Origin of the sequence: Candidatus Borkfalkia ceftriaxoniphila (assembly GCF_004134775.1) — a bacterium.
GTDB lineage: Bacteria > Bacillota > Clostridia > Christensenellales > Borkfalkiaceae > Borkfalkia > Borkfalkia ceftriaxoniphila.
The window spans coordinates 134,013-157,425 of record NZ_SDOZ01000004.1; the positions used below are offsets into that span (position 1 = coordinate 134,013).

The following is a 23,413-nucleotide window of genomic DNA, read 5'->3' on the forward strand; positions in this document are numbered from 1 at the left end:
ATGGATCAGGAAAAATCCAATCGCATCAAAATAATCGTGAAGATCGTTTCGTTCGTGCTGGTGACAATCGCGTTGATCGGCGTCGTTACGCTCTTTCTTCATCCCGAGCACGCTGCACGCTATTCGGACGAGCGCTCGGTGGAGGCCAACCGCATTTTCGACGAACGGGAAAATTCCATCGACGTCATCTTTTTGGGGCACAGCGGCGTTTACAGCGGCATTTCGCCGATGGAAATCTATAAAAAATACGGTTTCACTTCCTATGATTTTTCGCAGGCGCGCCAACTCCCCTGGGAATCGCTGGAAATGCTGAAAGCGGTGCTGAAAGTGCAAAAGCCCGCAGTACTCGTTCTGGAAACGGATCAGTTGTTTTACGACGCGGGTAAAAATATCGCGGAAAGTTTCGGGCGCAGTTTGGTGCATAATTTCGTGCCTATCTTAAAAAATCACGTCGCCTGGAAAGACTGGTTCAACAAGGGCAAAAAGCGCGAGCGCAGCATCACGAAAGGCTATAAATTTTCCAAAGACGTGAAACCTTTTAAGGGAAACAAGAACTGGAAACCCACGGACAAGGCGTATAAGATCAAAAAGTCCCATCTCGGTCCGTTCAAAGATATCTGCGATTTGTGCAAAGAAAACGACATTCCCGTTCTTTTGCTGGAAGTGCCCTCGACGAAAAAATGGGATTACAGCAAATTCAACGCCGTCAAAAAGATATCCGAAGAAAAGGGGCTGCCGTTTATCGATATGAACCAGATCCTGGAAGAGTTCGGTTTCGATTGGGAAACGGATTCGCGCGATAAGGGCGATCATCTCAATTATTCGGGCGCGGTCAAAGTTTCCGATTATCTCGGCAAATATTTGCAGGATACGTACGGGCTCGTCAGCCGCAAGGGCGACGAAAAATACGCTTCCTGGGAAGAGGACCTTTGTAAGTACGAAAAGATGATCGAGAGAGAGGTCAACAAAAAATGAACCGTAGAATGGATAATGTTCTGGAATTTTTAGAGGAAAGCGCGGCGAAATATCCCGATAAAGCCGTCTTTGCGGACGAGACGCAGGAAATCACATACCGCGAATTCGTGCGGCGCGCGCGGCGCATGGCGACGGGGCTTGCAAAGCGTTGCCCGCCGAGAAGTCCCGTGGCGGTGCTCGGCGAAAAGAGCGTGGAAACGGTGACGGCCTTTTTCGCGTGCGTATATGCGGGCTGTTTTTACGTGCCGCTCAATCCGCTGCACCCCGAAGAGCGGCGCAAACAAATTTTGAAAACGCTGGGGGATCCGCGCATCCTTGTGCAAAAAGGATGCGTTTCGCTGATTCCTTCGGGAATCAGCGATGCGATTTTATTCGATGAGGCGGAAGAGGAAGAGGACGCCGCGTTGCTTGCGGACATACGCCAAAACCATGCGGATACCGATCCTTTGTACGTGCTTTTTACCTCGGGTTCGACGGGGGAGCCGAAAGGTATAGCCGTGGCGCACCGCTCCGTTCTCGACTTTATCGACAAATTTACGGACATTTTCGAGATCGGTGCGGAGGAGATCATCGGCAATCAGGCGCCTTTCGATTTCGACGTATCCGTCAAGGATATTTACTCGACGATCTCGGCGGGCGCGACCATGCAGATCATTCCCAAACAAAAATTTTCCTTTCCCACCATTCTCATCGACTATCTGATCGAACGGAAAATCACCACGCTCATCTGGGCCGTTTCGGCGCTTTGCATACTTTCCTCTTACCGCGCGTTCAGTTATAAAGTGCCTGCGGACGTAAAAAAAGTTTTGTTCAGCGGCGAAGTGATGCCGATCAGGCAACTCAACGAATGGAAAAAGTATCTGCCCGAAGCGACGTTCGTCAATCTGTACGGTCCGACGGAGATCACCTGCAACTGTACCTATTATAAATTGGAAAAAGGCGAATTTACGGGCGATACGCTCCCGATCGGGCGGCCGTTTCCCAACGAGCGCGTGTTTTTGCTGGGCGACGACGGAACGCTCGTGAAGGACAAGAACGTCACGGGCGAAATTTGCGTCGCTGGCTCGGCGCTCTCGCTCGGATATTATAACAACGAAGAGGAAACGGCGAAAGCGTTCGTGCGCAATCCGCTCGTCGGCGCGTATTGCGAGACGATGTACCGCACGGGCGACTTGGGCTATTACGACGGGCAGGGCGAACTGTGCTTTGTCGGGCGCAGGGATTTTCAGATCAAACACATGGGGCACCGCATCGAACTCAATGAGATCGAAAGCGCCATTCTCGCCGTCGGCGGCGTGGAGCGCGCTGTGTGTCTGTTCGATCAGAGGCGCGATAAGATCTGGGCACTCACGCAGGGCGCGGCGGAAAGCGGAGAGATCGCCTCGCGCCTCCGCGAAAAACTGCCTCCTTTCATGGTGCCGCAAAAATATATCGCGGTGGAAAAATTCCCGCTCACCGAAAACGGAAAAATCAACCGCAGGCTTTTACGCGAGGAGTACGGCATATGACAGATGCGCTGCCGACTCCCGCTTATGTTTTCGACGAAAAGGCGCTGCGCGCGCGGATCGGTTTTCTCCGCGAACACCTGCCTTCGGCAAAATTATGCTACGCGATGAAAGCCAATCCCTTTCTGGTGGAGAGCCTCGCCTCTTGCGTCGACTTATTCGAGGTCTGTTCTCCCGGCGAGTACAGGATCTGCGAGCGTTTGAAAATCGCGCCTGCGCAGATCGTTCTGTCGGGCGTATATAAGGAAAGGGCCGATATTTTCCGCATCGTCGGACAATGCGGCGACAAGGCGACTTATACGGTCGAATCGCCGTCGCAGTTAGAACTGCTTTCCGACGCGGCGCGCGCTTGCGGGCTGCGCCTGCCCGTCTGCCTGCGGCTTTCGAGCGGCAATCAGTTCGGCATGGACAAAGCGGCGATCGGACGCATCGTGGAAAAAAGAAACGAGTTGCCGCTCGATATCGAGGGCATTCAATACTATTCGGGTACCCAGAAAAAGTTTGAAAAGATCCGCAAAGAGGCGGAAATGCTCAAAGCCTTTCTTTCCGAACTGAAAGAAAATTACGGGTTTGCCGCGAAAAGGCTGGAATACGGCCCGGGATTCGGCGTGGGATATTTTCAGAGCGACGCGCCCGTCGACGAAACCGCGTTGCTTCGCGATTTCTGCGCGCTATTCGAAGATCTGCCCTGCGGGCTCGTTCTGGAGATGGGACGGTTTATCGCGGCGTCGTGCGGCGAATATCACACGAAGATCGTCGATATCAAATATACGGACGGTATGCGATATTGCATCGTGGACGGCGGTATCAATCATCTCAATTATTACGGGCAGACGATGGCGATGAAATTGCCGTATATCCGCCATCATAAAACGAACGGAGATGCTGCCGAAAATTTATGGACGGTGTGCGGTTCCCTGTGCACCACGGCGGACGTGCTCGTGCGCAGTCTGCCTCTGGCGGGCGCCGCTGTCGGCGACGAACTCGTGTTCGAAAAGGCGGGCGCGTATTCGGTGACGGAGGGGATCTATCTCTTTTTGAGCAGGGATATGCCCCGCGTGTATGTAAGGACGGAGGACGGCTCCCTGGTATTGCGCAGGGATGCGGTTTCAACGGATAAAATCAACAGTAAGGAGTAAAAAAATGAAAGAACTGATACAACTTTTGAAAGAGATCCGCCCCGACGTGGATTTCGAAAACAACACGGCGCTCATCGATCAGGGCGTACTCGACTCTCTGGACATTATGGAGATCGTCGCCGAGATCACCGACCGTTTCGACGTGAGCATTTCTCCCGCCGATATCGTGCCCGCGAATTTCAATTCCGCGGCGGCGCTGTGGGCGATGATCGAAAAATTAAAGTAAAAAAGAGGCGTTGAATTTGAAAATTCAACGCCTCTTTTTCAGTCGGGAACGCGGACGCCGAGAATGTGTATCCCGCGCAGCCGTTCGAAATAGTATGTATAGAGAGGTTTGTTGTACGCGTCGTAAGTGTGGGCGGCAACGAGAGGCCCGCGCGAAAATCCGACGATGATGGGCGTATGGTAAAAATCTCCCGTATCCCTTCCCAGTTGTACCAGATCGCCTTCCTGCAATTCTTCCACGGGGGATTCCTGTCCGAACGGTCCCAAACCGTCGTTTTCCGTAAGAAATCGGTAAATGTATTCCACGCCCGTCCACGAGGCTGTGCGGTCGTTCGCGGAGCGGTAAAACCAACCCGTGACGGGGCGGTAATTCATTACGGCGCCGCCCGCGTGCAGGCACTGCGAAACGTAATTGGTACAGTCGCCGCCCAGCCTGTCGAAATTATAATATTGCGGATTGCGCCCGTACGCCCATTTGCGGGCGTATTCCACCGCGGCTTTTCTGTCATACGCAATGATTTTCATGCTATATTCTATGCGCCGCGGTTCAAAAAGGTACGCTATTCGATTTCCCGCATTGTCTTTTTGAGAAGTTCGGCGGATGTTTGCAGAAGTTCCTTTTCCCGCTCGTTGAGAGCGATGGGCACGATGCGCTCCACGCCGTCCGAACCCACGATGGCGGGAATACTCAGCGTGACGCCGTCCACGCCGAACTCGCCGTGCAGGGCGGTGGATACGGGCAGAATGGACTTCTCGTCACGCACGACCGCCTCGCAGATGCGCTGTACCGCCATGCCTATGCCGTAATAGGTCGCTTTTTTGCGCTCGATGATCTCATAAGCGCTGTTTTTGACCGATTCTCCGATTTTTTCCATGGCGCCGTCGTGATCGTAAAAGCCGCGCATTTCGCAGAAATCGTGCAGGGGCACGCCCGATACGTTGGAACTGCTCCAAACGGGGATCTCGCTGTCGCCGTGTTCGCCGATGATAAAGGTGTGCACGCTACGGCTGTCCACGGAGAGGTGTTCGCCCAAAAGATATTTGAGCCGCGCCGTGTCAAGCACCGTTCCCGAACCGAAAACGCGCTCTTCGGGCAGATCGGAGATTTGTTGCGTCAGCCTGGTCAGAATGTCTACGGGATTGGCTACGATGAGCAGAATGCCCGCAAACCCGCGTGCGTTGAGTTCGGGGATGATCGAACGGAAAATCTTCGCGTTTTTGCGCACGAGATCCAGCCGCGTTTCCCCGGGTTTCTGATTGGCGCCCGCCGTGATGATGACGACGGCGGCGTCTTTGAGATCGTCGTAATCGCCCGCGTAAATGTTCATGGGTTTTGCGAATAAGAGGCCGTGGCTGATGTCCATCGCTTCGCCCTCGGCGCGGGCGCGGTCGGCGTCGAGCAGCACCATTTCCGAAAACAACCCGTGCTGCATCAGCGTGTAGGCGCAGGTCGAACCCACGAACCCGCAACCGATAATGGCAACTTTTCTGACGTTAACGTTCATAAATCAAATCTCCTTTTCGTTTATTATGCGCGTTCGGGCGGCTTTGATACGGATTCACGCGCTAAGCCGCTCGCATTGGTGCAGGTGATAATAAAAATTTCCCTGTTTCATGCCCGTGCAGGCGAGGGCAGTTTTCAAAGAAATGTTTTTCAGTTTGAAAGCACGCACCGTTTCCAGAAATTCTTTCGAGTAAACCGTCCGCGGCCTGCCGAACCGCACGCCGCGGCTTTTTGCGGCGGCGATTCCCTCCGCTTGTCTTGCGCGGATATTTTCACGCTCGTTTTCCGCGACAAAGGAAAGCACCTGCAGTACGATGTCGGAAATAAACTTTCCCACGAGCGTGTTGGATTTTGTCCGCGTGTCTAAAAGGGGCATATCGAGCACGAGGATATCCGCGCCGATCGTATTCACGATCTTCGACCATTCGGATATGATCGCGTTGTAGTTGCGCCCTAAGCGGTCAATGGACTTGATAACGAGCAAATCGCCCGCGCGCAGCCGCTTTAAAAGTTTCGAATAGTTTTTCCGTTCGAAATCTTTTCCGCTCTTTTTGTCCGCATAAATACGATTGCCCGACACGCCGAAGTCTGCGAATGCTTTCAGTTGTCTGTCCAGATTTTGATCGCGCGCCGACACGCGCGCATATGCATAGATCTTCATTCCATCCTCCATAGTATTATCATAAACGATTTTTTCCGTAATGTCATCAAAAACGGCGAACACGCTTTACAAAATTTTCTAAAATTGTTATAATAATGCCTATAATAATATATTATATAAGGAAAAAATGTTATGAAATTCAAAGGCGTTATTTTCGATCTCGACGGAGTTATCTGTTTTACGGATAAATTCCATTATCAGGCGTGGAAGAAACTGGCGGACAGGCTCGGCATTGAGTTTGACGAAAAGATCAACGACAGACTGCGCGGCGTTTCACGCATGGCTAGTCTTGAAATCATCCTTGAAAAGAGCGCGCGCGCCTATTCCGACGCCGAAAAAGAGAGTTTCGCTGCGGAAAAGAACGACGCCTACCGCGCGTTGTTGGAGAACATGGGTAAGTCCGACGTGTCCGAAGAAGTGCGCGATACGCTTTCGGAACTCAGGGCGCGAGGCGTTTTGCTTGCCATCGGTTCTTCGAGCCGCAATACGCCGCTCATTTTAGAAAAGACGGGCATGAAACAGTATTTCGACGCGGTGAGCGACGGTAACAATATCACCCGTTCCAAACCCGATCCCGAAGTGTTTTTAAAAGCGGCGCAGTTTCTGAATCTCGCGCCTGCCGATTGCCTCGTGGTGGAAGACGCGGTCGCGGGCATCGACGCGGGATTTTCGGGCGGTTTTCGCACCGCCGCCATCGGTGAGGCGACCAATTACGACAGACCCGATTATAAATTAACTACATTTTCAGATCTTTTGAAAATTGTTGACTGACCGAAACCGATCGCGGGGCCGCATTTTGCAGCCCCGCTTTTTTTTGGGAAAACGCTTGATAGAAGAAACCGTAAGTGGTATGATTACGGTATAAAATGTAACCAAATAAGTTACAAAATATCGGAGGAAGCATGAACGGAGAATTTGTCACGGCCGTACACGCGATGGTCTATCTTCACCACAAGGGGGGGCGCGTCACGAGCGAGGAACTGGCAGACAATATCTGCACCAATGCGGTATGCGTGCGCCGAGTGATGTCGAAACTCTGCAAGCGCGGACTTGCGGAAACCAGGGCGGGCCGCAGCGGTGGCGGCTATCGCTACGAAAAGACGCGTACGGTGAATTTGCGCCAGATCGCCGAAGCGGTGGCTTGTACGCTTGTAGAGGCGGGTTATCGCAGCGGCGGCGAAGATAAAGAGTGCCGCATCGCTTCGGGAATGTCCTCGTATATCGAGGGGCTGTGCAGCGAACTCGACGATATGTGCAAAATAATACTTGAAAAGATCACAGTGGCGGATGTGGAAAGATCGCTCACGGAAAGGGCGAATATTTAAATGAAAAGGAGATTTTTATGAAACGTTTCGATGCGGTCATGATCGGTTTCGGAAAAGGCGCAAAAACATTGGCGGCAGAACTGGCTGCGCGGGGCGAAAAAGTCGCCGTGATCGAACAGTCGGATAAAATGTACGGCGGAACATGCATCAACGTCGGGTGCATTCCCACAAAATCGCTCGTCAACAGCGCCGCCGAGGCGAAACGGCTTTCTTCTTTTGCGGAAAAGCGTACGCATTATGCCCGCGCGGTCGAGGAAAAAAATCGCCTGACTGCCATGCTCCGCGCTAAAAATTATGCGAAAATCGCAGACGCGCCCAATGCGGAGGTGATCACGGGGCATGCGGAGTTTATGTCGCCCCACACGCTTTTGGTTCGGGGAAAAGACGGTCAACAGGAACTTTACGGCGAAAAAATTTTTATTAATACGGGTTCGAATGCTTTCTTGCCGTCCATAGAAGGCATACATTCTTCCCGCGTTTATACCAGCGAAACTTTGATGGACGTCACAGAACTGCCTGAAAAACTTGCGATCGTCGGCGGAGGATACATCGGATTGGAATATGCCTCCATGTATGCGAATTTCGGTTCGCAAGTGACCGTTTTGCAAGTGGAAAGCGAATTTATTCCGCGCGAAGACCGCGAGATCGCCGCTGAAATTTTCAAGGTGCTTTCCGAAAAGATCGATTTCCGATTGGGCGCGCAGATCCGGTCGATCCGCGAAATAGGGAATAAAACGCGGCTCGAGTGGCTGGAAAACGGCGAAATGCGCGCGCTGGACGCCGATGCGATTCTGATCGCCACGGGCCGTCGTCCCGCAACCGCGGATCTGCATCTGGAAAAGGCGGGCGTGGAAACCTTGCCGAACGGCGCCGTCCGTACAGACGCACATTTGAAAACGACCGCCGATCATATCTGGGCGATGGGCGACTGCAAGGGCGGCTTGCAATTTACATATATTTCGCTCGATGATGCAAGGATCGTGCGCGCGCAGTTATTCGGCGGCGACAGGACTGCCGAAAATCGCGGCGCGATCCCATACAGCGTTTTTATCGACCCTCCGTTTTCTCACGTTGGGCTCAACGAAACGCAGGCGAAAGCGGCGGGGAAAGAGGTGCTTGCGGCGAGGCTCGCCGTCGCCGCGATTCCCAAAGCGCATGTGCTGAAAAGTCCTCGGGGCTTGATGAAAGCCGTCGTCGAAAAGCAATCGGGGCGCATTCTCGGGGCAGACCTTTTTTGCGAGGAATCGCACGAACTTGTGAACCTGATCAAATTCGCCATCGACGCAGGCTTGCCGTATACGGTTTTGCGAGATGCGATCTATACTCATCCGACCATGAGCGAATCGTTCAACGATCTGTTTGCAAATCTGAAATAAAAAAAAGGGTGAAGGCAAATCCTTCGCCCCTTTTATATTGTTCTTTCGAGATTGTACTTTGCAATGGTCAGCGCGGCATAATCGCCGATCTGCTCGCCGAGCGCCGCGGGCACGATTTTTAAATCGGCGTTCACGCTCAGCGCTTCCCTTTTTAGGCTTTCCCGCATCGCGCTTTCCATATATTGCCCCGCGCGCATGAACACGCCGCCGATGACGATGCATTCGGGGTTGAGAATATCCGCTAAAACAGCCAGACCGCGCCCCAGATATTCTCCCGCCTCGCGGAAAATTTCAAGCGCCAGAGGCTCTTTGCCGTGCGCAGCGGCGGCGAGTTTTTTGGCGGTCATGGTTTCGGCGTCTTGCATCGTATAGGGGATAGGTCTGCCGATCTGCAGTTGTTCGAGAATGCGGATGCGGGCAAGTTGGGCGATCCCCGCGCCGCTGCAGAATCCCTCGAAAGAGCCGCTCTTTCCATACCCCACGGGACCGAACGGGGCGAGGCGGATATGCCCGACTTCACCGGCGGAGTTGCTCTTGCCCGTATAGAGTGCGCCGTTTAAGATCAATCCCGCGCCCAGCCCCGTGCCGAACGTGAGAAAAATCATATCTTCGTAGCCTTTTCCCGCGCCGTACGTCCATTCCGCCAATGCGCAGGCGTCCGCATCGTTGCATAAAAACGTCGGCACGCCGAGCGCGTCTTGCACGAGTTTCACGATGGGGACGTTGTCCCAGCCGAGCAGGTTGGGCGGGGATAAGATCATGCCCGCCTTGCTGTTCAACGGTCCTCCGCAGGAGATCCCGACGGATTTGAGATCTTCGGCGGTACAGCCGTGCAAGCGCATTTCTTCATGCAGCAGCCCGACGAGTTTTTCTATGACCGTTTCGGGCGAGCCTTCTGTTTTGAATTCGATGCGGGATAAAAAGTCGAACCCGTTCGCGGTCTCTTCGCCCAGTATCACGGCGCACTTTGTGCCGCCGATGTCAAAACCCGCTAATTTCATGTGTTTCTCCTTCAATACGTAAAAGAAAAGACGGACAACCCAGTATAAAATACTGCAATTTCCGTCTTTAAAATGGTAGCCCCATGGGGAATCGAACCCCAGTTTCCGCCGTGAGAGGGCGGCGTCTTAACCGCTTGACCATGAGGCCGTGTCAAAAAGTTACTATAATATTATAGCATAATCGAAATATCTTGGCAACTTTTTTATAGGGGAAAAACCGAATATTTTCGGCATTATTACAAAAATATCGACCCGCCTGTGCCGCAGAACGAAAAAGTGTTAACCCGCTTCTCGCAGGTGGGTGCGCCGCTTCGCCGCGTCAGACTTTCCGTTCATAAACAGACCTTGCCTATCGGCCAAGACTTTACGATAAAGCGCTCCCGGTTTAAAAATGTGGATTAAGATAATCCGAACTCCGAACACCGCAGATCTTGATTCTATTATAACAATCCTTTCGGAAAATTACAACAGATTCGAGGCAAAAAATTTGTGAAAAATTTTACCTCTTTCCCAGCGCTTTCAGATATCCGAACAGTTTGCTTTCGAAATTCAGCCCGTAGCGCGCCTCTGTTTTGTCTTTCGCAGTCTGTTCTATGGCCTGCTTGGTAAAATCCGCGGAAACGCGCACGGCGTCCTCTAAACTTAGTCCGTTGGCGAGCGCGCCCACGAAGGCGCCCGCGTACACGTCGCCCGCGCCGTGGAACTGTCCCTGCACTTTTTCGGTGGAATAGCGGCGCAGCGCGCCCGTTTCGTCCGTATAATAGACCGTGCTCGACGCGCCTTCCTCGCAGCCCGTGATCGAAGCGTGAGGGCAGAGTCCGTTCAGTTTTTCAAGCACGCTCTGAAATTCGGCGTCGGGGCGGTAGGGCGTATCGGTCAGAAAACAAGCCTCCGTAAGGTTTGGAACAATGACGTCCGCCACGCGGCACAGTCCCTTCATTTCGTTGACGAAGTTTTCGTCAAAATGCGCGTAAAGTTTTCCGTTGTCTCCGAGTACGGGATCGACGATCATTGTGCCGCCTCTCTTTAAAAAGGCGCCCTTGATCTCTTTGACCATCTCCACCTGCTCGACGCTGCCCAGATAGCCGCTGATAATGATATCGTATTCCAGTCCGAGACTTTTCCAGTGATTTAAAACGGAAGGTATATCTTCGCTCAGGTCGCGGAACGTGTACCCCGTAAAGCCGCCCGTGTGCGTGGAAAGTATGGCGGTAGGCAGAATGTCGCAGGTGTAACCCGCGGCGGAAATGATGGGGAGCGCCACCGTCAGGGAGCATTTTCCTACGCAGGAAATATCGTTGATCGCTAAAATTCTCATGATCGCACCTCGTATAGGTTTCTGTTTGCGATTATAGACTTTTCGGGCGTTTTTGTCAATAAAATCCGCATCGCAGCAACATAACGCTTTTTTATGGGCGACTTAATAAAAAAGTATGACGGCGGGCACTTTACAGAAGGTCTGTTTTATGATACAATAAAACCAATGGAAAATTCGTCGGAAAAACTTTTTTACACGTTGATAACGGGCGCTACGGGCGGCATAGGCAGGGCTTTTGCCGAAACTCTGGCGGCAAAGGGGCAAAATCTGTTTCTGACGGGGCGCAGTGCGGATAAACTGAACGCTCTGAAAGAAGAACTTTCTTCCAAATATCCCTCCCTGCGCCTCATCGTCTTCGCCTGCGATCTGACGGACGAAAGATCCCGCGCCGAAATGTATAAAACAATAGACGCGCAAGGCGTCGTGTTCGACAGGCTTTGCAACGTGGCGGGCGCGGATATTCAGAAAGCTTTCGAAAAATATACGGAGAAAAAGATCGTCTTTCAATGCCGCGTCAATCTCGAAGCGACCCTTTCGGTGACGCGGTTCGTTTTGTCGCGCCGCGCGGACGCGTTGGAGATCGTCACGATCTCCAGTATGTCGGGCGTCTATCCCATGCCGTATTTCGCGCTGTACAGCGCCACGAAATCGGCGCTCGTCAGTTTTTTTTCATCGCTCAGATCTGAACTTAAGGGCAGCGGCGTAAAGATCACCACGGTATTGCCGGGCGGCGTCTATACCCGCCCCGATATCGTCAAGGATATCGAGGGACAGGGGCTTTGGGGTAAAATGTCTGCAAAAACGCCCGAATATATCGCGCAAAAAAGTCTTCAAGCCGTGCGCCGCAATCGAAAACAACTGATTCCAGGATTCTGGAATAAATTTTTGGCGACCGTGCCGAAGATCGTTCCGCAGAATTGGCGCATGCGTTTTATCGCGCGGCGCTGGCGCAATCTCGAAAAAGACGCTTTTTGATCGGAGGGGAAAATGGAGAAACGCTATATCGCCGCATTCGACCAGGGGACGACGAGTTCGCGCACGATTATATTCGATAAGCGGGGCCGCGTCGTTTCCAAAGCGCACGTGGAATTTCCGCAGATCTATCCCAAAGCGGGGTGGGTGGAGCACGACTGCGAGGATATTTTTTCTTCGCAGTTGGAAAGTTTTCGGCTTGCGCTCGAAAAGGGCGGCGTATCGCCCGAAGAGATCGCCGCCATCGGCGTCGCCAACCAGCGCGAAACGGTCATCGTGTGGGACAGATACACGGGTAAACCCGTCTACAACGCAATCGTATGGCAGTGCCGCAGGACTTCGATGGAATGCGAAAAACTGAAAAAACGTCACGCGCGTTTCGTGTACGAGCGCACGGGACTGAATATCGACGCCTACTTTTCCGCATCGAAGATCGCCTGGATTTTGGATAACGTTCCGTTCGCGCGCTCGCGCGCGCAAAAAGGGGATCTGTTGTTCGGTACGGTGGATACCTATCTCATCTGGCGGCTGACGGGCGGCAAAGTGCACGCGACCGATTACACGAACGCCTCGCGCACCATGCTCTTCAATATCCATACGCTGCAATGGGACGAAGACCTTTTAAAATTGTTCGATATTCCCGCTGCGGTCTTGCCCGAAGTTTTGCCCTCGGCGGGCGATTTCGGCACGAGCGTCAGGAGCGTCACGGGCGCGGAAATACCCGTGTGCGCCGCGGTGGGCGATCAGCAGGGCGCGCTGTTCGGGCAACTTTGCGTGCGGGAAGGGGACGTGAAAAACACTTACGGCACGGGCTGTTTCCTCTTAATGAATACGGGCGGACGCGCGGTGGAGTCCTCCAACGGGCTGATCACCACGCTCGCGGCGTCGCTTTCCCGTCCGAGTTATGCGCTCGAAGGCAGCGTGTTCATCGGCGGGGCGGTGGTGCAGTGGTTGCGCGACGAAATGAAACTGATTTCCAACGCGGCGGAAACGGATGCGATCGCAAGATCTGTGCCCGATACGGGCGGCGTCTGTTTCGTTCCCGCGTTCGTGGGGCTGGGCGCGCCGCATTGGGATTCCGACTGCCGCGGCATGATCTACGGCATCACGCGCGGCACCAACCGTGCGCATATCGTCCGCGCCGCGCTGGAAGCGATCGCCTTTCAGGTTTTCGACGTGGTGCATGCCATGGAACAGGACGTGAGAAAGAGCATCGGCCGCCTGTGTGTGGACGGCGGCGCAAGTGCCAACGACTTTTTAATGCAGTTTCAGTCGGATATTCTCGACGCGCAGGTCGTTCGTCCCGCCGTCGCGGAGACGACCGCGCTCGGCGCCGCGTATCTGGCAGGACTGTACAGCGGATATTTCCGCGATCTGGAAGAACTGAAAGACTGCGCAGAGGGCGCGCATACGTTCCGCCCCCGCATGAGCGACGCCGCCCGCACCGAAAAACTGCGGCTGTGGGAAGAAGCGCTGCAACGGGAATTGTTTAAAGGGAAATAAAATGAAAGTAAAAAGAATTTTATCAGCGGGGCGATCGGTTATGATCGCGTCGATCGTATTTTTCAGCGCACTCCTTTTTACCGCTTGCGAAAAAGATCCGTATCCGAATCGGCAACATATAACGATGCTGATCGTCGAACATGAGTATGATAAAAGAGAAGATGCTTATTGTGAACTGACCGAGCAAGAAAACCATAAGACGATAGAAATTGAGTTTGACGCAAAATACAGACATTTTATGGTGCTTGCCTTATTTGAGGATGGTAGTATAAAACATTTAACAGATGAAAACAGGATAGATTGTGATGTAATGCACTACATTTCTCCAGAAGGGGAAATTAATTATAAACCAAGTAATTGGATTTTTGAAGTAGGTACATATGAAATTTGTTTTTCGATGAAGTCAAATAGTACTTTGGCATTTCCATTTAGAGCCAAATTAACGGTGAAAATATTACCAAAGGAGATATTATGAGCAGGGCAGACGAAATTTTTATTGCGAATTGCAGGGACATTTTAGAGAACGGCGTGTGGGATACGGACAGGGAAGTGCGCCCCCGCTGGGAGGACGGCGCGCCCGCGCATACAATCAAAAAATTCTGTATCGTCAACCGCTACGACTTGCGGGAGGAGTTTCCGATCCTCACGATTCGCCGCACCTATCTGAAATCCGCAATCGACGAGATCTTATGGATCTGGCAGAAAAAAAGCAATAACATTCACGATCTGTCCAGCCATATCTGGGACAGTTGGGCGGACGGGAGCGGCTCGATCGGTAAGGCGTACGGCTATCAGTTGGGGAAAAAATACGAATTTCGCGAAGGCGTTTTCGACCAGGTAGACAAGGTCTTGTACGACTTGAAACATACGCCCGCAAGCCGCCGCATCATCGCGCATATGTACAATGTGGAAGATCTCAAAGATATGCATCTGTACCCTTGCGCCTACTCGATGACGTTCAACGTGAGCGGCAATACGCTCAACGGAATTTTGAACCAGCGCAGCCAGGACATGCTGGCTGCGAGCAACTGGAACGTGGTGCAGTACAGCGTTCTTCTGATGATGTTTGCAAGAGCCGCCGGGCTCGAAGCGGGGGAGTTGGTGCACGTGGTCGCGGACGCACATATTTACGATCGGCACGTACCCATCGTGGAAAAGATCATCCGCAATCCGCAGTACCCTGCGCCGCGCCTGATCGTCGACGAAACGGTCAAAGATTTCTATCGATTCACAAAAAATAGTTTTCGCTTGGAAAACTATCAATATACCGATTTAGACATCAAAATACCCGTTGCAATCTAAAAAACGGCATTTTCGTAGTACTATGCGTGACATAATTCGATTAAAAGAGGAGGATTGGCATGAAGGCAATCGTAGTTGTGGACGAGAACTGGGGCATCGGCAGGAGCAACGATCTCTTATTTTCCCTGCCTGCGGATATGAAACATTTTCGGGAAACGACGCGGGAAAAAGTCGTCGTGATGGGAAGCAATACGTTGCTTTCCTTTCCGGGGGCAAAACCCTTGCCCAAGCGCGTGAATATCGTGCTCTGGCCGGGCGGTGAAAAGAGGGAGGACTGCCTTGTTTTCGAAACGTTGGACGAGGTGTTTAAAGAGATCGCAAAGTATCCCGCGGACGACGTGTACGTGGTCGGCGGCGCGATGATGTACGCGACGATGCTCGGCTATTGCAGCGAAGTGATCGTGACGAAGGTCGCGGCAAACGGCGGCGCGGAAGTGTTTTTTAAAAATCTCGACGAGATGGAAAATTTCCGTATCGTTTCCGAAAGCGAACCTTTGGAGACTAACGGCTATACCATTCGTTTTATTACCTATCGGAACGATCGGGCGCTGCCGTTGCCTGTATAATAAAAACGCGCCCCGTTCACATGATACGGGGCGCTTGTCTTGCGGAGGAAATATGAAGACGATAGCAGTCATCGAAGACGATATTTACATCGGTAACGTTTTGGAAGAACTCTTGACGGAGAGCGGTTATTCGGTTATCCGCGCCTATTCGGGTACGGAAGGTCTGCTTCTTTTGGAAAAGAGTAAACCCGATCTCGTGATCCTCGATCTCATGCTCCCCGGCATGAGCGGGGAAGAGGTGTTGCAAAATATTTCCGAACTCGCGCCCGTTATGATCCTGAGCGCGAAAACGGAAGTGAGCGGCAAAGTGAAAAATCTCAATGCGGGTGCGGTGGACTACATTACAAAACCTTTTGACAACGACGAACTTCTCGCCCGCGTAGGCGTCGCTCTAAGAAGGTGCGAGGCACACGCGGACGGTGTCGTATCCCGCGCGGGCATCGTAATGGATACGGATACTTATTCGGTCACGGTGGAGGGAAAGCCTCTGAAACTTACAAAGACGGAATTTGCCATTCTGAAAATGTTTTTGCTCAACCCCAAAAAAGTTTTTTCCAAATCGGCGATCCTCGATTATATCAGCGACTATACGCCCGACGGGGAAGAATCCTCGGTCAGCGTCCATATCAGCAACCTGCGCAACAAACTCAAAGAGGCGAGCGACAGAAATTATATCCGCACGGTGTGGGGCATAGGCTTTCAGTTCGACGGGGAACATCTTTAAACTTTCTTAAAGGTATTTTAAGCGAAATTTAAATCGGCGGGAGTATACTGCTCTCATCTTTCGGGAAAAGGAGCGATCAAATGGAATACGTACTCGAAACCCACGATTTGTATAAGCGCTATAAACAGACCGACGTGGTCTGCGGCGTGAATATGCACGTGAAGAGGGGCGAAATTTACGGGTTCGTCGGCCGCAACGGCGCGGGCAAAACCACGGTGATGCGCCTTGTGTGCGGGCTCGTGCAAAAGAGCGGCGGCTCTTACCGCCTGTTCGGCATAGAGGATAAAGAACGCAAGATCAATCTGAGCCGCAGGCGTACGGGCGCCATCATCGAAACGCCGTCCGTGTATCCCAGGATGACTGCGCGGCAGAATCTGTACGAACAATGTCTTGTCATGGGCGTCACCTCGTACGAGGTGATCGACGCAGTGTTACACTTCGTCGGATTGAGCGATACCGGCAATAAAACGGCGCGCAATTTTTCGCTCGGCATGCGCCAGCGGCTGGGCATTGCAATGGCGCTCGTGAGCAATCCGGATTTCATCATTCTCGACGAGCCGACAAACGGGCTCGATCCGCAGGGCATCGTGGAGATCCGCGAACTTCTTTTGCGTCTGAACCGCGAGCGCGGCATCACGATACTGATTTCCAGCCACATTTTGAGCGAACTTTCCAAACTTGCCACCTGTTACGGCTTTATCGAAAAGGGCGTCCTCATCAAGGAGATATCCGCGGAGGAACTGGAACGGTCGTGCCGTAAAAGCATTCATATTACGGTCAGTTCGACGAGCCGTCTGCCGCTCGTTCTCGAACGGCAATTGATGCTGTACGATTATAAGATCTTTTCGGAAACAGAAGCGGAACTGTATTGCAACGTCAAGATTTCCGACCTTGCCGCCGCTTTGACGGAAGGTTCGATCGACCTTTTGAAGGTGAGCGAACGCGATGAAGATCTGGAGGGATATTTCATCAATCTGGTGGGAGGGGCGAAATGATCAGACTTTTTCGTTCTTCTCTGTACCGCGCTCTGAAAAGCAAGATTTTTTTCGCGTGTCTTATCGTCAACGCCGCCGTCGCGCTGATCGGCTGCCTGTATCAGGCATATTCCCTGCGTCCTTCGGGATACGAAGTATCCGCATTGGGCATATTCTATAGCGGTTTCGGCGGCGGAATGAGCCTGATCGGAATTTTGTCCGCGCTCACCGTCAGTATTTTTGTCGGTACGGAATTTACTTCGGGTGCCATGCGGAACAAAGTCATCGTCGGCAGCGGCCGCGCGAAACTGTATTGGTGCAATCTCGTTACCGCCTGCGCGCTGTGCGTGCTGATCTATGCGGGATATCATCTCGTCAATTTCACTTTGGGCACCGCGATCCTCGGCTGGGGGGGAGGGGCGTCCGCCGCGACGGTCGCGGGCGATTTTTTTGCCGGCGTTTTGATGACGTGCGCGTATGCCTCGATCTTCACCGCGGTCGTCATGATCTCCCGCAGTTCTATGACGGGCATCATCGTCGGCATCGTGGGGACGCTCGTCGTGCTGTTCATGGTACAGATGATCTTAGGCGGGCTTGCGGGACACTATGTGCACGACCCGAACGATCCCGACGGGGCGATCTTCGTACCCTGTCAATGGCCCGCGTTTTTACAGTACGCGGCGAAATTCGCCGTGCGGCTGTTCCCTTCGGGGCAGGCGGTCTTGTTGCAGTCGGGCGAAGCGGTCCTGTGGCAGTTGATGCCGCTGTCCGCTCTGTGGATCGTTCTTTCCGCTTCGCTCGGCGCTTGGACGTTCGGCAAAATGGATCTGAAATGATCCGTACGGATATCAAATAAATGATTGTGAGGGCATATGGTCTGGCTGTCTGTCGCGCTCGGCGTTGCCGCGATCGTGATCATCGCATTGTCGCTGAAAATTTTTATAATCAAATATTCGCTCAAAGACGTCAACGAACAGGCGGAACGGAAGTTGGATACCGACACGAACCTTTTGATCTTGTTGGAGTCGGGCGACAGGGACGTCAGGCGATTCGTGCGGCGGCTCAATCGCTCGCTTGCGAGAATGGACGAACTGAAACGGCAGTACGCTCGCGGCAACCGCGAACTGAAAGAATCGGTTACGAACATTTCGCACGATCTCAGAACGCCGCTCACTTCCGCTGCGGGCTACATCGGGCTCTTGAAAAAGAGCAGGCTGGACGACAAACAGCGGGAATACCTTGCGGTCGTCGAGGGGCGCATGGAGGCGATGAAAAAACTGACGGAAGAACTGTTTGCCTATTCCGTCATCGTTTCAGATAACGGTACGACGGAGACGGAACCGATCAATCTGGGCGACGCTCTCGAGGATTCGCTCACGCAGTTTTACACCGCCTTTACCGAGCGCGGCATCGAGCCGCAGATCGATATTGCGGAAAAGCCCGTCGTGCGCACGTTGAACAGGGACGTTTTGTCGCGCATTTTCGGGAATATTATCAACAACGCCGTCAAATACGCCGAGCGCGATTTCGGCGTGACGCTGAAAGAAAACGGCTCGATCGTCTTTTTTAATACCGCGGACGGGCTGGACGAAGTGACGGTAGGCAAACTGTTCGACAGATTTTTTACCGTAGAGAGCGCGCGGGGCGGCACGGGACTGGGGCTGTCGATTGCGAGGATCCTTACCGAGAAGATGGGCGGAACGATTTTCGCGCGGTATGAAGAGGGCAAACTGGTCATCGAGTTGAAATTTATAAAATGATCACACAGTATTTTTCCTTATAAATCTTAAAAAAGTAAAAGACGCGGATTTTTTTCGCGTCTTTTACTTTCTTTTCACAATCCGTCATGCGGCTGTAATACGGATGGGGTATAGTATAGACAATCAAATACGGATGTTCCGTTTGACTCGGCGGGGCGTCTGCACCATACAAATCGCCTGAAAAAGCGAATTTTCAAAGGCGGTCGGAAGAAATTCCGGCCGCCGTTTCCATTATTTTTTATAGACGCTTTCCCCGCGGCTGTCGATCGCGACCACGAGGGGAAAATCCCGTATCTCGAAGCGGTACACCGCCTCGCTTAAAAGATCGGGAAACGCCACGATCTCGCTCTTCACGATGGCGTTTCCGTACAGCGCGCCCGCGCCCCCGACGGCTGCGAAATAGACGGCCTTATTCCGAACGATCGCCTCGGTCACCTCGTCGCTGCGTTCGCCTTTTCCGACCATGCCTTTCAGTCCCAGATCGAGAAGGCGCGGCGCGAATGTGTCCATGCGCGCGCTCGTCGTGGGGCCGCAACTGCCGCACGCCTTTCCCTCGGGCGCGGGACAAGGGCCCGCGTAGTAAATGGTTTCTCCTCGCAGGGAAAAGGGGAGTTCTTTCCCCTCGTCCAAAAACTCGCAAATGCGCTTGTGCGCGCAGTCGCGCCCCGTTAGGAGCGTTCCCGAGAGTAAAACGCTCTCGCCCGCCCTTAAATTTTCAATGTCCGCGTCCTGTAAAGGAAGAAATATTTTTTTCATACGATCACCTGTTTTTTCGCTGTATAGAAAGTACTATGTTACGCATAAATCGCTGATTTTAAAGGGTTATATGCCCGCAGCGCACGCAGTGGCACTGAATATTGACCGCCACGGGCAGCCCCGCGATATGCGTGGGCATGATCTCGCAGGCGACGCCGAGCGCGGTCGTTTTGCCGCCGAACCCCTGCGCGCCGATGCCGAGCGCGTTGATTTTTTGAAGCGCCATTTTTTCGATGTCCGCAACGTCCTTTCTGGGGTGAGCGGAACCGATCTCTCGCGCGAGCGCTTTTTTGGCGAGCAGGGCGCACGTGTCGAACGTGCCGCCGATGCCTACGCCCACGTACACGGGAGGACAGGGCTTGCTGCCCGCGAGCCGTACGGTTTCCACGATGCTCTCCACGATCCCTTCGACGCCGCGCGAGGGTGTGAGCATATACAGCCGCGACATATTTTCGCTGCCGAACCCTTTGGGAAGAAAGGTGAGATCGATCCGATCTCCCCGCACCAATTCCGTATGTACGACGGCGGGCGTATTGTCCGCCGTGTTGACGCGCGTGAGGGGATCGCAAACGCTCTTGCGGAAACAAAAATCTTCGTACGCGCGCCGCACGCCGCGGTTCACCGCGTCCGTAAACAATCCGCCTTCGAAAGCGACTTCCTGTCCGATCTCGGCAAGTATGACGCTCATGCCCGTATCCTGGCAGACGGGCATATGTTCCCGCGCGGCGATGCGCGCGTTCTCTAAAATTGTGTCGAGCGAAAATTTCGCGCTCTCGCCCGTTTCGGAGATCGCCGCGTTCTCGATCGCCTTCACGCAGTCGGGCGTAAGGTTCAAACACGCCTTTTTCGCCAGTTCGTACACCGCTTGTTCGATTTCTTCCGTTCGTATCTTTCTCATGAATTTACCTCGCTTTCATTATAGCAAAAATTTTCGAAAAGGAAAAGATTTTTATTTACTAAAAACGAAAATTACGCTATAATAATGGCGTTATGGAAAATCAGACGAACAATCAAGCGCCGAAAAGCGGGCTTTTGAATCAGCCCCGCAAGGCTGTGAGCGGTCTCGTTTATTCGGGCACCATCATCGGCATGGTCATTATCAGCCTGCTGTTTGCCATTACCCTCGCCGCCGTCGCGCGGCTTTTGGGCGTGGATTCGGCTTCCTTTGCCGATGCGGATTGGTACAAATATCTTTCCTACTTTCTGTATCAGATCGTATATATCGCGATCATTTTCGCCTTTGCGCGCATCTATAAGAATAAACCGCGCGAATTCGGCTACCGTAAGACGCACTGGAAATATTATATCATCGCGATCGTTCTGGGATTCGGGCTGCTGTTCGGGCTCAACTGGATGAACAATCTCTTTGCGCTCGCCATCGAAAAAATGGGCGGCGTGCTGCCCGAGATCTCGCTGCCTTCTCTCAAAGGGGGCGGGCTTTTCGGCGTTCTTCTTGTGGTCGCGATTCTCCCCGCGATCTTGGAGGAAACGATCTTCCGCGGCATCATCTTGGAGGGGATCAAGGATATCGGAACGGTCGCGGCGTGCCTTTTGGGCGGACTGCTCTTTTCCATCTTTCACCAGAACCCCATGCAGACCGTCTATCAGTTCGTATGCGGCGCGGTCTTCACGTTGCTCGCCATCCGCGCCGATTCCATTCTTCCCGCCATCTTAGTGCATTTCGCAAACAACGCGTTCATCATTTTCGATACCCGTTTCGGCTGGCTCGCAAAGGCAAGCGATCCCGCAATGATCGTCCTGTACGTGTTGGCGGGCGTCGCGCTCGTCTTGTCCCTCGGCTATCTGATCTTCGTCGACCGTAAGACGAACCGCAAAAAGCAGGGGGCGATCAAGCCGCTCGTCATTTTTGCTCTTGCGGGCATCATCATCAACGCCGTCATGTGGTTTACCGTTCTGGCGGGTTATTTCGCGTAATGAACAAAGTCAATATCGTCTGCGTCGGAAAGATCAAGGAAAAATTTTATACGGACGCCGTCAACGAATATATCAAGCGCATGTCGCGCTTTGCAAAGGTTTCGGTTGTGGAACTATGCGAGCGCGAAACGCCGCAAAAGGAGTGCGACAGCATTTTAAAGGCATTGAAGGGCTACGTCGTCGCGCTCGCCGTGGAAGGGGAAAAAGCGGACAGTTTGTCGCTCGCCAAAAAAATGCGGACGCTTCTGGACGCGGGCAAAGAACTGACCTTTGTCATCGGCTCGTCCTGCGGGCTGGACGCACGCGTGAAAGCGGCGGCGGACTGGAAACTTTCCTTTTCGGACATGACCTTTCCGCATCAACTCATGCGCGTCATACTGTGCGAACAGATCTACCGCGCGTTCATGATCAACGCGGGCAGCGAGTATCATAAATAGGATTTCGGGAACACATCGGGCCCGTCGCGCGTATATATGATTTTATGGACGCGCTCAATGAAGTTTACGATTTTTACCGGGCCTTTGCGGGCGAAAAGTTTTCCGTCGGGACGAGCGTTTTGGGAAGGGACATTCCCTGTATGAAATGCGGGGAGGGGCGGCCCTTCGTCATCGTACAGTACGCGATACACGCCAGGGAGTGGATCACTTCGCTGTTGGCGCTTTCGCATATTTCGAATTTTTCGTCGTGCGGCACCTTTTATTTTCTGCCCGTGACCAATCCCGACGGCGTGGCGCTGGCTCTTAGCGGTCTGTCCTCGGTAAAAGAGCCATCCCGCGCGGATTTTTTACGCGGGCTGAACGGCGGGGAAGATTTTTCTCTCTGGAAAGCCAATGCGAACGGCGTGGACCTCAACGTGAATTTCGACGCGCGGTGGGGTGCGGGGATAAAAAACGTGTTTTCTCCCGCGCGCGAAAATTTTGTGGGGAGTTCGCCCGAGAGCGAGCCTGAAACGCGCGCGCTCGCAGCCTTTACCCAAAACGTCTGCCCCGACGCGACTGTCAGTTATCATTCCAAGGGCGAAGAGATCTATTGGTATTTCGAACAGGAGCCCGGCGACTGCGAGCGTGATTTCCGCATTGCGCGGGCGCTCGCCGCCACGACGGGCTACGCGCCCGCATATACGCCCGGCAGCGCGGGCGGCTACAAGGACTGGTGTATCCGCGCGCTGCATATTCCGTCGTTCACCATCGAGGTGGGTTCGGACGGGTTGGAGCATCCCGTGGGACTGTCGCAACTCGGCCGCATCGCGGCGCAGAATAAATACGTACCCGCAACGCTTGCGGAGGAATTGTTATGGACGAAAAGATAAAATTCATGCGCGAGGCGTTAAAGCGCGCGAAAAAGGGGCTTTCGCAGGGCGAGGTGCCCGTGGGCGCCGTGATCGTATATGAGGGGAAAGTCATCGCGTCGGGATATAACCGCCGCACGAAGACGCAGATGGCGACTTCGCACGCGGAAATGTACGCCATAGACCGCGCGTGCAGAAAACTGAAAAGTTGGCGGCTCTGCGACTGCGATCTGTACGTGACGCTCGAACCGTGTCCCATGTGCATGGGCGCCATGCTCAACGCGCGCATCAGAAACCTGTATTTCGGCGCGTACGAACAGAAGGGCCGCTCGATGACGGCGGAACTTGCGGCGAGCAATCTTTTGAACCACACGCTCGAAGCGGAGGGCGGGATCCTGGAAGAGGAATGTTCCGCGATCCTGAGCGGGTTTTTCAAAACCATGCGGAGCGCTTCCAAAGAAAAGTGACAAAATGCACAATAAATTTTTTACGGGCGAAAGCGCGTGCAAAACGTTTGTGCTGATTTGTCAATGACTTTTTAATAATTTCTACAAAATTTTTTAATAATACCGTCCTTATGCTTCAATAATCCCGTCCTTGCGAG

General features: G+C 53.1%; 27 protein-coding genes and 1 tRNA gene. 20 read left to right on the forward strand and 8 right to left on the reverse strand.

The annotated features are described in order from the left end of the window. The 4 genes from ESZ91_RS10550 to ESZ91_RS10565 are packed head-to-tail and all read left to right on the forward strand — an operon-like array spanning window position 1 to window position 3,845. Window positions 1–975: a hypothetical protein gene (locus tag ESZ91_RS10550; RefSeq protein WP_129227057.1), complete on the forward strand. Its 975-nt coding sequence runs from the start codon at window positions 1–3 to the stop codon at window positions 973–975. Next, window positions 972–2,483, forward strand: coding sequence for an amino acid adenylation domain-containing protein (locus ESZ91_RS10555; protein WP_129227059.1), 1,512 nt, complete (start codon window positions 972–974; stop codon window positions 2,481–2,483). Before ESZ91_RS10550 ends, ESZ91_RS10555 begins: the two co-directional genes overlap by 4 nt. Further along, complete coding sequence (locus tag ESZ91_RS10560; RefSeq protein ID WP_129227061.1) at window positions 2,480–3,619, forward strand: diaminopimelate decarboxylase family protein; 1,140 nt, start codon at window positions 2,480–2,482, stop codon at window positions 3,617–3,619. Before ESZ91_RS10555 ends, ESZ91_RS10560 begins: the two co-directional genes overlap by 4 nt. 4 nt (window positions 3,620–3,623) lie before the next feature. Then, a complete protein-coding gene (locus tag ESZ91_RS10565) occupies window positions 3,624–3,845 on the forward strand; it encodes an acyl carrier protein (protein ID WP_129227063.1) in 222 nt (73 codons plus the stop codon). A gap of 38 nt (window positions 3,846–3,883) precedes the next feature. Here the strand turns inward: ESZ91_RS10565 and ESZ91_RS10570 are convergent, their stop codons facing one another. Genes ESZ91_RS10570 through ESZ91_RS10580 form a run of 3 tightly spaced genes read right to left on the reverse strand, consistent with a single transcriptional unit; the run spans window position 3,884 to window position 6,009 of the window. Beyond that, window positions 3,884–4,369, reverse strand: a complete 486-nt coding sequence (locus ESZ91_RS10570; protein WP_129227065.1) for an amidase domain-containing protein — start codon at window positions 4,367–4,369, stop codon at window positions 3,884–3,886. 35 nt (window positions 4,370–4,404) lie between these two features. Further along, a complete protein-coding gene (locus ESZ91_RS10575) occupies window positions 4,405–5,349 on the reverse strand; it encodes an L-lactate dehydrogenase (protein ID WP_129227067.1) in 945 nt (314 codons plus the stop codon). 54 nt (window positions 5,350–5,403) lie between these two features. Then, window positions 5,404–6,009: a recombinase family protein gene (locus ESZ91_RS10580; protein WP_129227069.1), complete on the reverse strand. Its 606-nt coding sequence runs from the start codon at window positions 6,007–6,009 to the stop codon at window positions 5,404–5,406. A gap of 132 nt (window positions 6,010–6,141) precedes the next feature. Between ESZ91_RS10580 and pgmB the strand changes: the two genes are divergently transcribed. The 3 genes from pgmB (at window position 6,142) to ESZ91_RS10595 (ending at window position 8,710) form a co-directional block, all read left to right on the forward strand. Then, on the forward strand, window positions 6,142–6,780 hold the full coding sequence (gene pgmB / locus ESZ91_RS10585) for a beta-phosphoglucomutase (protein WP_129227071.1): 639 nt from the start codon (window positions 6,142–6,144) through the stop codon (window positions 6,778–6,780). 131 nt (window positions 6,781–6,911) lie between these two features. Then, window positions 6,912–7,334, forward strand: coding sequence for an RrF2 family transcriptional regulator (locus tag ESZ91_RS10590; protein ID WP_129227073.1), 423 nt, complete (start codon window positions 6,912–6,914; stop codon window positions 7,332–7,334). Between the two features lie 17 nt (window positions 7,335–7,351). Next, a complete protein-coding gene (locus ESZ91_RS10595; RefSeq protein ID WP_129227075.1) occupies window positions 7,352–8,710 on the forward strand; it encodes an FAD-dependent oxidoreductase in 1,359 nt (452 codons plus the stop codon). Window positions 8,711–8,742: 32 nt separating this feature from the next. Here ESZ91_RS10595 and ESZ91_RS10600 read toward each other — a convergent pair whose 3' ends face one another. The 3 genes from ESZ91_RS10600 to ESZ91_RS10615 all read right to left on the reverse strand — a co-directional run bounded on the left by ESZ91_RS10600 (window position 8,743) and on the right by ESZ91_RS10615 (window position 11,029). Further along, window positions 8,743–9,711, reverse strand: a complete 969-nt coding sequence (locus tag ESZ91_RS10600) for an ROK family protein (RefSeq protein WP_129227077.1) — start codon at window positions 9,709–9,711, stop codon at window positions 8,743–8,745. A gap of 73 nt (window positions 9,712–9,784) precedes the next feature. Beyond that, window positions 9,785–9,859 (reverse strand) — tRNA-Glu (locus ESZ91_RS10605). Window positions 9,860–10,210: 351 nt separating this feature from the next. Then, complete coding sequence (locus ESZ91_RS10615; RefSeq protein ID WP_129227079.1) at window positions 10,211–11,029, reverse strand: pyridoxamine kinase; 819 nt, start codon at window positions 11,027–11,029, stop codon at window positions 10,211–10,213. Window positions 11,030–11,194: 165 nt separating this feature from the next. Here ESZ91_RS10615 and ESZ91_RS10620 point away from each other — a divergent pair, with 165 nt between their 5' ends. The 9 genes from ESZ91_RS10620 to ESZ91_RS10660 all read left to right on the forward strand — a co-directional run bounded on the left by ESZ91_RS10620 (window position 11,195) and on the right by ESZ91_RS10660 (window position 18,830). Further along, window positions 11,195–12,004 carry an SDR family NAD(P)-dependent oxidoreductase gene (locus ESZ91_RS10620; protein ID WP_161971149.1) on the forward strand — a complete coding sequence of 270 codons (810 nt, stop codon included), beginning with the start codon at window positions 11,195–11,197 and terminating at the stop codon, window positions 12,002–12,004. Between the two features lie 12 nt (window positions 12,005–12,016). Further along, the gene (gene glpK / locus ESZ91_RS10625; RefSeq protein ID WP_129227083.1) at window positions 12,017–13,504 is read left to right on the forward strand and encodes a glycerol kinase GlpK; all 1,488 of its coding nucleotides are present in this window, start codon (window positions 12,017–12,019) and stop codon (window positions 13,502–13,504) included. Window position 13,505: 1 nt separating this feature from the next. Then, on the forward strand, window positions 13,506–13,979 hold the full coding sequence (locus ESZ91_RS10630; protein WP_129227085.1) for a hypothetical protein: 474 nt from the start codon (window positions 13,506–13,508) through the stop codon (window positions 13,977–13,979). Next, entirely contained in the window at window positions 13,976–14,806 is an 831-nt protein-coding gene (gene thyA, locus ESZ91_RS10635; RefSeq protein ID WP_129227087.1) for a thymidylate synthase, read from the forward strand. Before ESZ91_RS10630 ends, thyA begins: the two co-directional genes overlap by 4 nt. A 59-nt stretch (window positions 14,807–14,865) precedes the next feature. Continuing rightward, window positions 14,866–15,372 (forward strand): dihydrofolate reductase, encoded by a 507-nt coding sequence (locus tag ESZ91_RS10640; protein ID WP_129227089.1) that lies wholly within the window; start codon window positions 14,866–14,868, stop codon window positions 15,370–15,372. A 52-nt stretch (window positions 15,373–15,424) separates the two neighbouring features. Next, window positions 15,425–16,096, forward strand: a complete 672-nt coding sequence (locus ESZ91_RS10645) for a response regulator transcription factor (protein ID WP_129227091.1) — start codon at window positions 15,425–15,427, stop codon at window positions 16,094–16,096. Between the two features lie 80 nt (window positions 16,097–16,176). Then, window positions 16,177–17,091, forward strand: coding sequence for an ATP-binding cassette domain-containing protein (locus ESZ91_RS10650; RefSeq protein WP_129227093.1), 915 nt, complete (start codon window positions 16,177–16,179; stop codon window positions 17,089–17,091). Continuing rightward, window positions 17,088–17,906 carry an ABC transporter permease subunit gene (locus ESZ91_RS10655; RefSeq protein ID WP_129227095.1) on the forward strand — a complete coding sequence of 273 codons (819 nt, stop codon included), beginning with the start codon at window positions 17,088–17,090 and terminating at the stop codon, window positions 17,904–17,906. The genes ESZ91_RS10650 and ESZ91_RS10655 overlap by 4 nt, the downstream gene beginning before the upstream one ends. Window positions 17,907–17,942: 36 nt before the next feature. Further along, window positions 17,943–18,830 carry a sensor histidine kinase gene (locus tag ESZ91_RS10660; protein ID WP_129227096.1) on the forward strand — a complete coding sequence of 296 codons (888 nt, stop codon included), beginning with the start codon at window positions 17,943–17,945 and terminating at the stop codon, window positions 18,828–18,830. Window positions 18,831–19,061: 231 nt separating this feature from the next. Here the strand turns inward: ESZ91_RS10660 and ESZ91_RS10665 are convergent, their stop codons facing one another. Both ESZ91_RS10665 and ESZ91_RS10670 read right to left on the reverse strand, forming a co-directional pair. Beyond that, a complete protein-coding gene (locus ESZ91_RS10665; RefSeq protein WP_129227098.1) occupies window positions 19,062–19,586 on the reverse strand; it encodes a Fe-S-containing hydro-lyase in 525 nt (174 codons plus the stop codon). Window positions 19,587–19,644: 58 nt separating this feature from the next. Continuing rightward, on the reverse strand, window positions 19,645–20,484 hold the full coding sequence (locus tag ESZ91_RS10670) for a fumarate hydratase (protein WP_129227100.1): 840 nt from the start codon (window positions 20,482–20,484) through the stop codon (window positions 19,645–19,647). 92 nt (window positions 20,485–20,576) lie between these two features. On the opposite strand from ESZ91_RS10670, the gene ESZ91_RS10675 reads away from it, so the two are divergent. From ESZ91_RS10675 to ESZ91_RS10690, 4 genes are read left to right on the forward strand one after another with little or no spacing between them, the layout of a single operon-like run. Further along, the gene (locus tag ESZ91_RS10675; protein WP_129227102.1) at window positions 20,577–21,521 is read left to right on the forward strand and encodes a CPBP family intramembrane glutamic endopeptidase; all 945 of its coding nucleotides are present in this window, start codon (window positions 20,577–20,579) and stop codon (window positions 21,519–21,521) included. Then, window positions 21,521–21,958: a 23S rRNA (pseudouridine(1915)-N(3))-methyltransferase RlmH gene (locus tag ESZ91_RS10680; RefSeq protein ID WP_129227104.1), complete on the forward strand. Its 438-nt coding sequence runs from the start codon at window positions 21,521–21,523 to the stop codon at window positions 21,956–21,958. The genes ESZ91_RS10675 and ESZ91_RS10680 overlap by 1 nt, the downstream gene beginning before the upstream one ends. Window positions 21,959–22,002: 44 nt before the next feature. Next, window positions 22,003–22,830 (forward strand): M14 family zinc carboxypeptidase, encoded by an 828-nt coding sequence (locus tag ESZ91_RS10685; protein WP_129227106.1) that lies wholly within the window; start codon window positions 22,003–22,005, stop codon window positions 22,828–22,830. Further along, window positions 22,815–23,276: a nucleoside deaminase gene (locus ESZ91_RS10690; RefSeq protein ID WP_129227108.1), complete on the forward strand. Its 462-nt coding sequence runs from the start codon at window positions 22,815–22,817 to the stop codon at window positions 23,274–23,276. The genes ESZ91_RS10685 and ESZ91_RS10690 overlap by 16 nt, the downstream gene beginning before the upstream one ends. The last annotated feature ends 137 nt before the right edge of the window (window positions 23,277–23,413 follow it).

Bases quoted from the DNA above. Each gene is read 5' to 3' on its own strand.
- ESZ91_RS10640 (WP_129227089.1), top strand. From the start codon at position 14,866: ATGAAGGCAATCGTAGTTGTGGACGAGAACTGGGGCATCGGCAGGAGC.
- ESZ91_RS10685 (WP_129227106.1), top strand. From the start codon at position 22,003: ATGGACGCGCTCAATGAAGTTTACGATTTTTACCGGGCCTTTGCGGGC.
- ESZ91_RS10550 (WP_129227057.1), top strand. From the start codon at position 1: ATGGATCAGGAAAAATCCAATCGCATCAAAATAATCGTGAAGATCGTT.
- ESZ91_RS10680 (WP_129227104.1), top strand. From the start codon at position 21,521: ATGAACAAAGTCAATATCGTCTGCGTCGGAAAGATCAAGGAAAAATTT.
- glpK (WP_129227083.1), top strand. From the start codon at position 12,017: ATGGAGAAACGCTATATCGCCGCATTCGACCAGGGGACGACGAGTTCG.
- ESZ91_RS10645 (WP_129227091.1), top strand. From the start codon at position 15,425: ATGAAGACGATAGCAGTCATCGAAGACGATATTTACATCGGTAACGTT.
- ESZ91_RS10615 (WP_129227079.1), bottom strand. From the start codon at position 11,029: ATGAGAATTTTAGCGATCAACGATATTTCCTGCGTAGGAAAATGCTCC.
- ESZ91_RS10590 (WP_129227073.1), top strand. From the start codon at position 6,912: ATGAACGGAGAATTTGTCACGGCCGTACACGCGATGGTCTATCTTCAC.
- ESZ91_RS10670 (WP_129227100.1), bottom strand. From the start codon at position 20,484: ATGAGAAAGATACGAACGGAAGAAATCGAACAAGCGGTGTACGAACTG.
- ESZ91_RS10660 (WP_129227096.1), top strand. From the start codon at position 17,943: ATGGTCTGGCTGTCTGTCGCGCTCGGCGTTGCCGCGATCGTGATCATC.
- ESZ91_RS10620 (WP_161971149.1), top strand. From the start codon at position 11,195: ATGGAAAATTCGTCGGAAAAACTTTTTTACACGTTGATAACGGGCGCT.
- thyA (WP_129227087.1), top strand. From the start codon at position 13,976: ATGAGCAGGGCAGACGAAATTTTTATTGCGAATTGCAGGGACATTTTA.
- ESZ91_RS10600 (WP_129227077.1), bottom strand. From the start codon at position 9,711: ATGAAATTAGCGGGTTTTGACATCGGCGGCACAAAGTGCGCCGTGATA.
- ESZ91_RS10650 (WP_129227093.1), top strand. From the start codon at position 16,177: ATGGAATACGTACTCGAAACCCACGATTTGTATAAGCGCTATAAACAG.
- ESZ91_RS10560 (WP_129227061.1), top strand. From the start codon at position 2,480: ATGACAGATGCGCTGCCGACTCCCGCTTATGTTTTCGACGAAAAGGCG.
- ESZ91_RS10665 (WP_129227098.1), bottom strand. From the start codon at position 19,586: ATGAAAAAAATATTTCTTCCTTTACAGGACGCGGACATTGAAAATTTA.
- ESZ91_RS10570 (WP_129227065.1), bottom strand. From the start codon at position 4,369: ATGAAAATCATTGCGTATGACAGAAAAGCCGCGGTGGAATACGCCCGC.
- pgmB (WP_129227071.1), top strand. From the start codon at position 6,142: ATGAAATTCAAAGGCGTTATTTTCGATCTCGACGGAGTTATCTGTTTT.
- ESZ91_RS10595 (WP_129227075.1), top strand. From the start codon at position 7,352: ATGAAACGTTTCGATGCGGTCATGATCGGTTTCGGAAAAGGCGCAAAA.
- ESZ91_RS10675 (WP_129227102.1), top strand. From the start codon at position 20,577: ATGGAAAATCAGACGAACAATCAAGCGCCGAAAAGCGGGCTTTTGAAT.
- ESZ91_RS10630 (WP_129227085.1), top strand. From the start codon at position 13,506: ATGAAAGTAAAAAGAATTTTATCAGCGGGGCGATCGGTTATGATCGCG.
- ESZ91_RS10555 (WP_129227059.1), top strand. From the start codon at position 972: ATGAACCGTAGAATGGATAATGTTCTGGAATTTTTAGAGGAAAGCGCG.
- ESZ91_RS10580 (WP_129227069.1), bottom strand. From the start codon at position 6,009: ATGAAGATCTATGCATATGCGCGCGTGTCGGCGCGCGATCAAAATCTG.
- ESZ91_RS10690 (WP_129227108.1), top strand. From the start codon at position 22,815: ATGGACGAAAAGATAAAATTCATGCGCGAGGCGTTAAAGCGCGCGAAA.
- ESZ91_RS10565 (WP_129227063.1), top strand. From the start codon at position 3,624: ATGAAAGAACTGATACAACTTTTGAAAGAGATCCGCCCCGACGTGGAT.
- ESZ91_RS10575 (WP_129227067.1), bottom strand. From the start codon at position 5,349: ATGAACGTTAACGTCAGAAAAGTTGCCATTATCGGTTGCGGGTTCGTG.
- ESZ91_RS10655 (WP_129227095.1), top strand. From the start codon at position 17,088: ATGATCAGACTTTTTCGTTCTTCTCTGTACCGCGCTCTGAAAAGCAAG.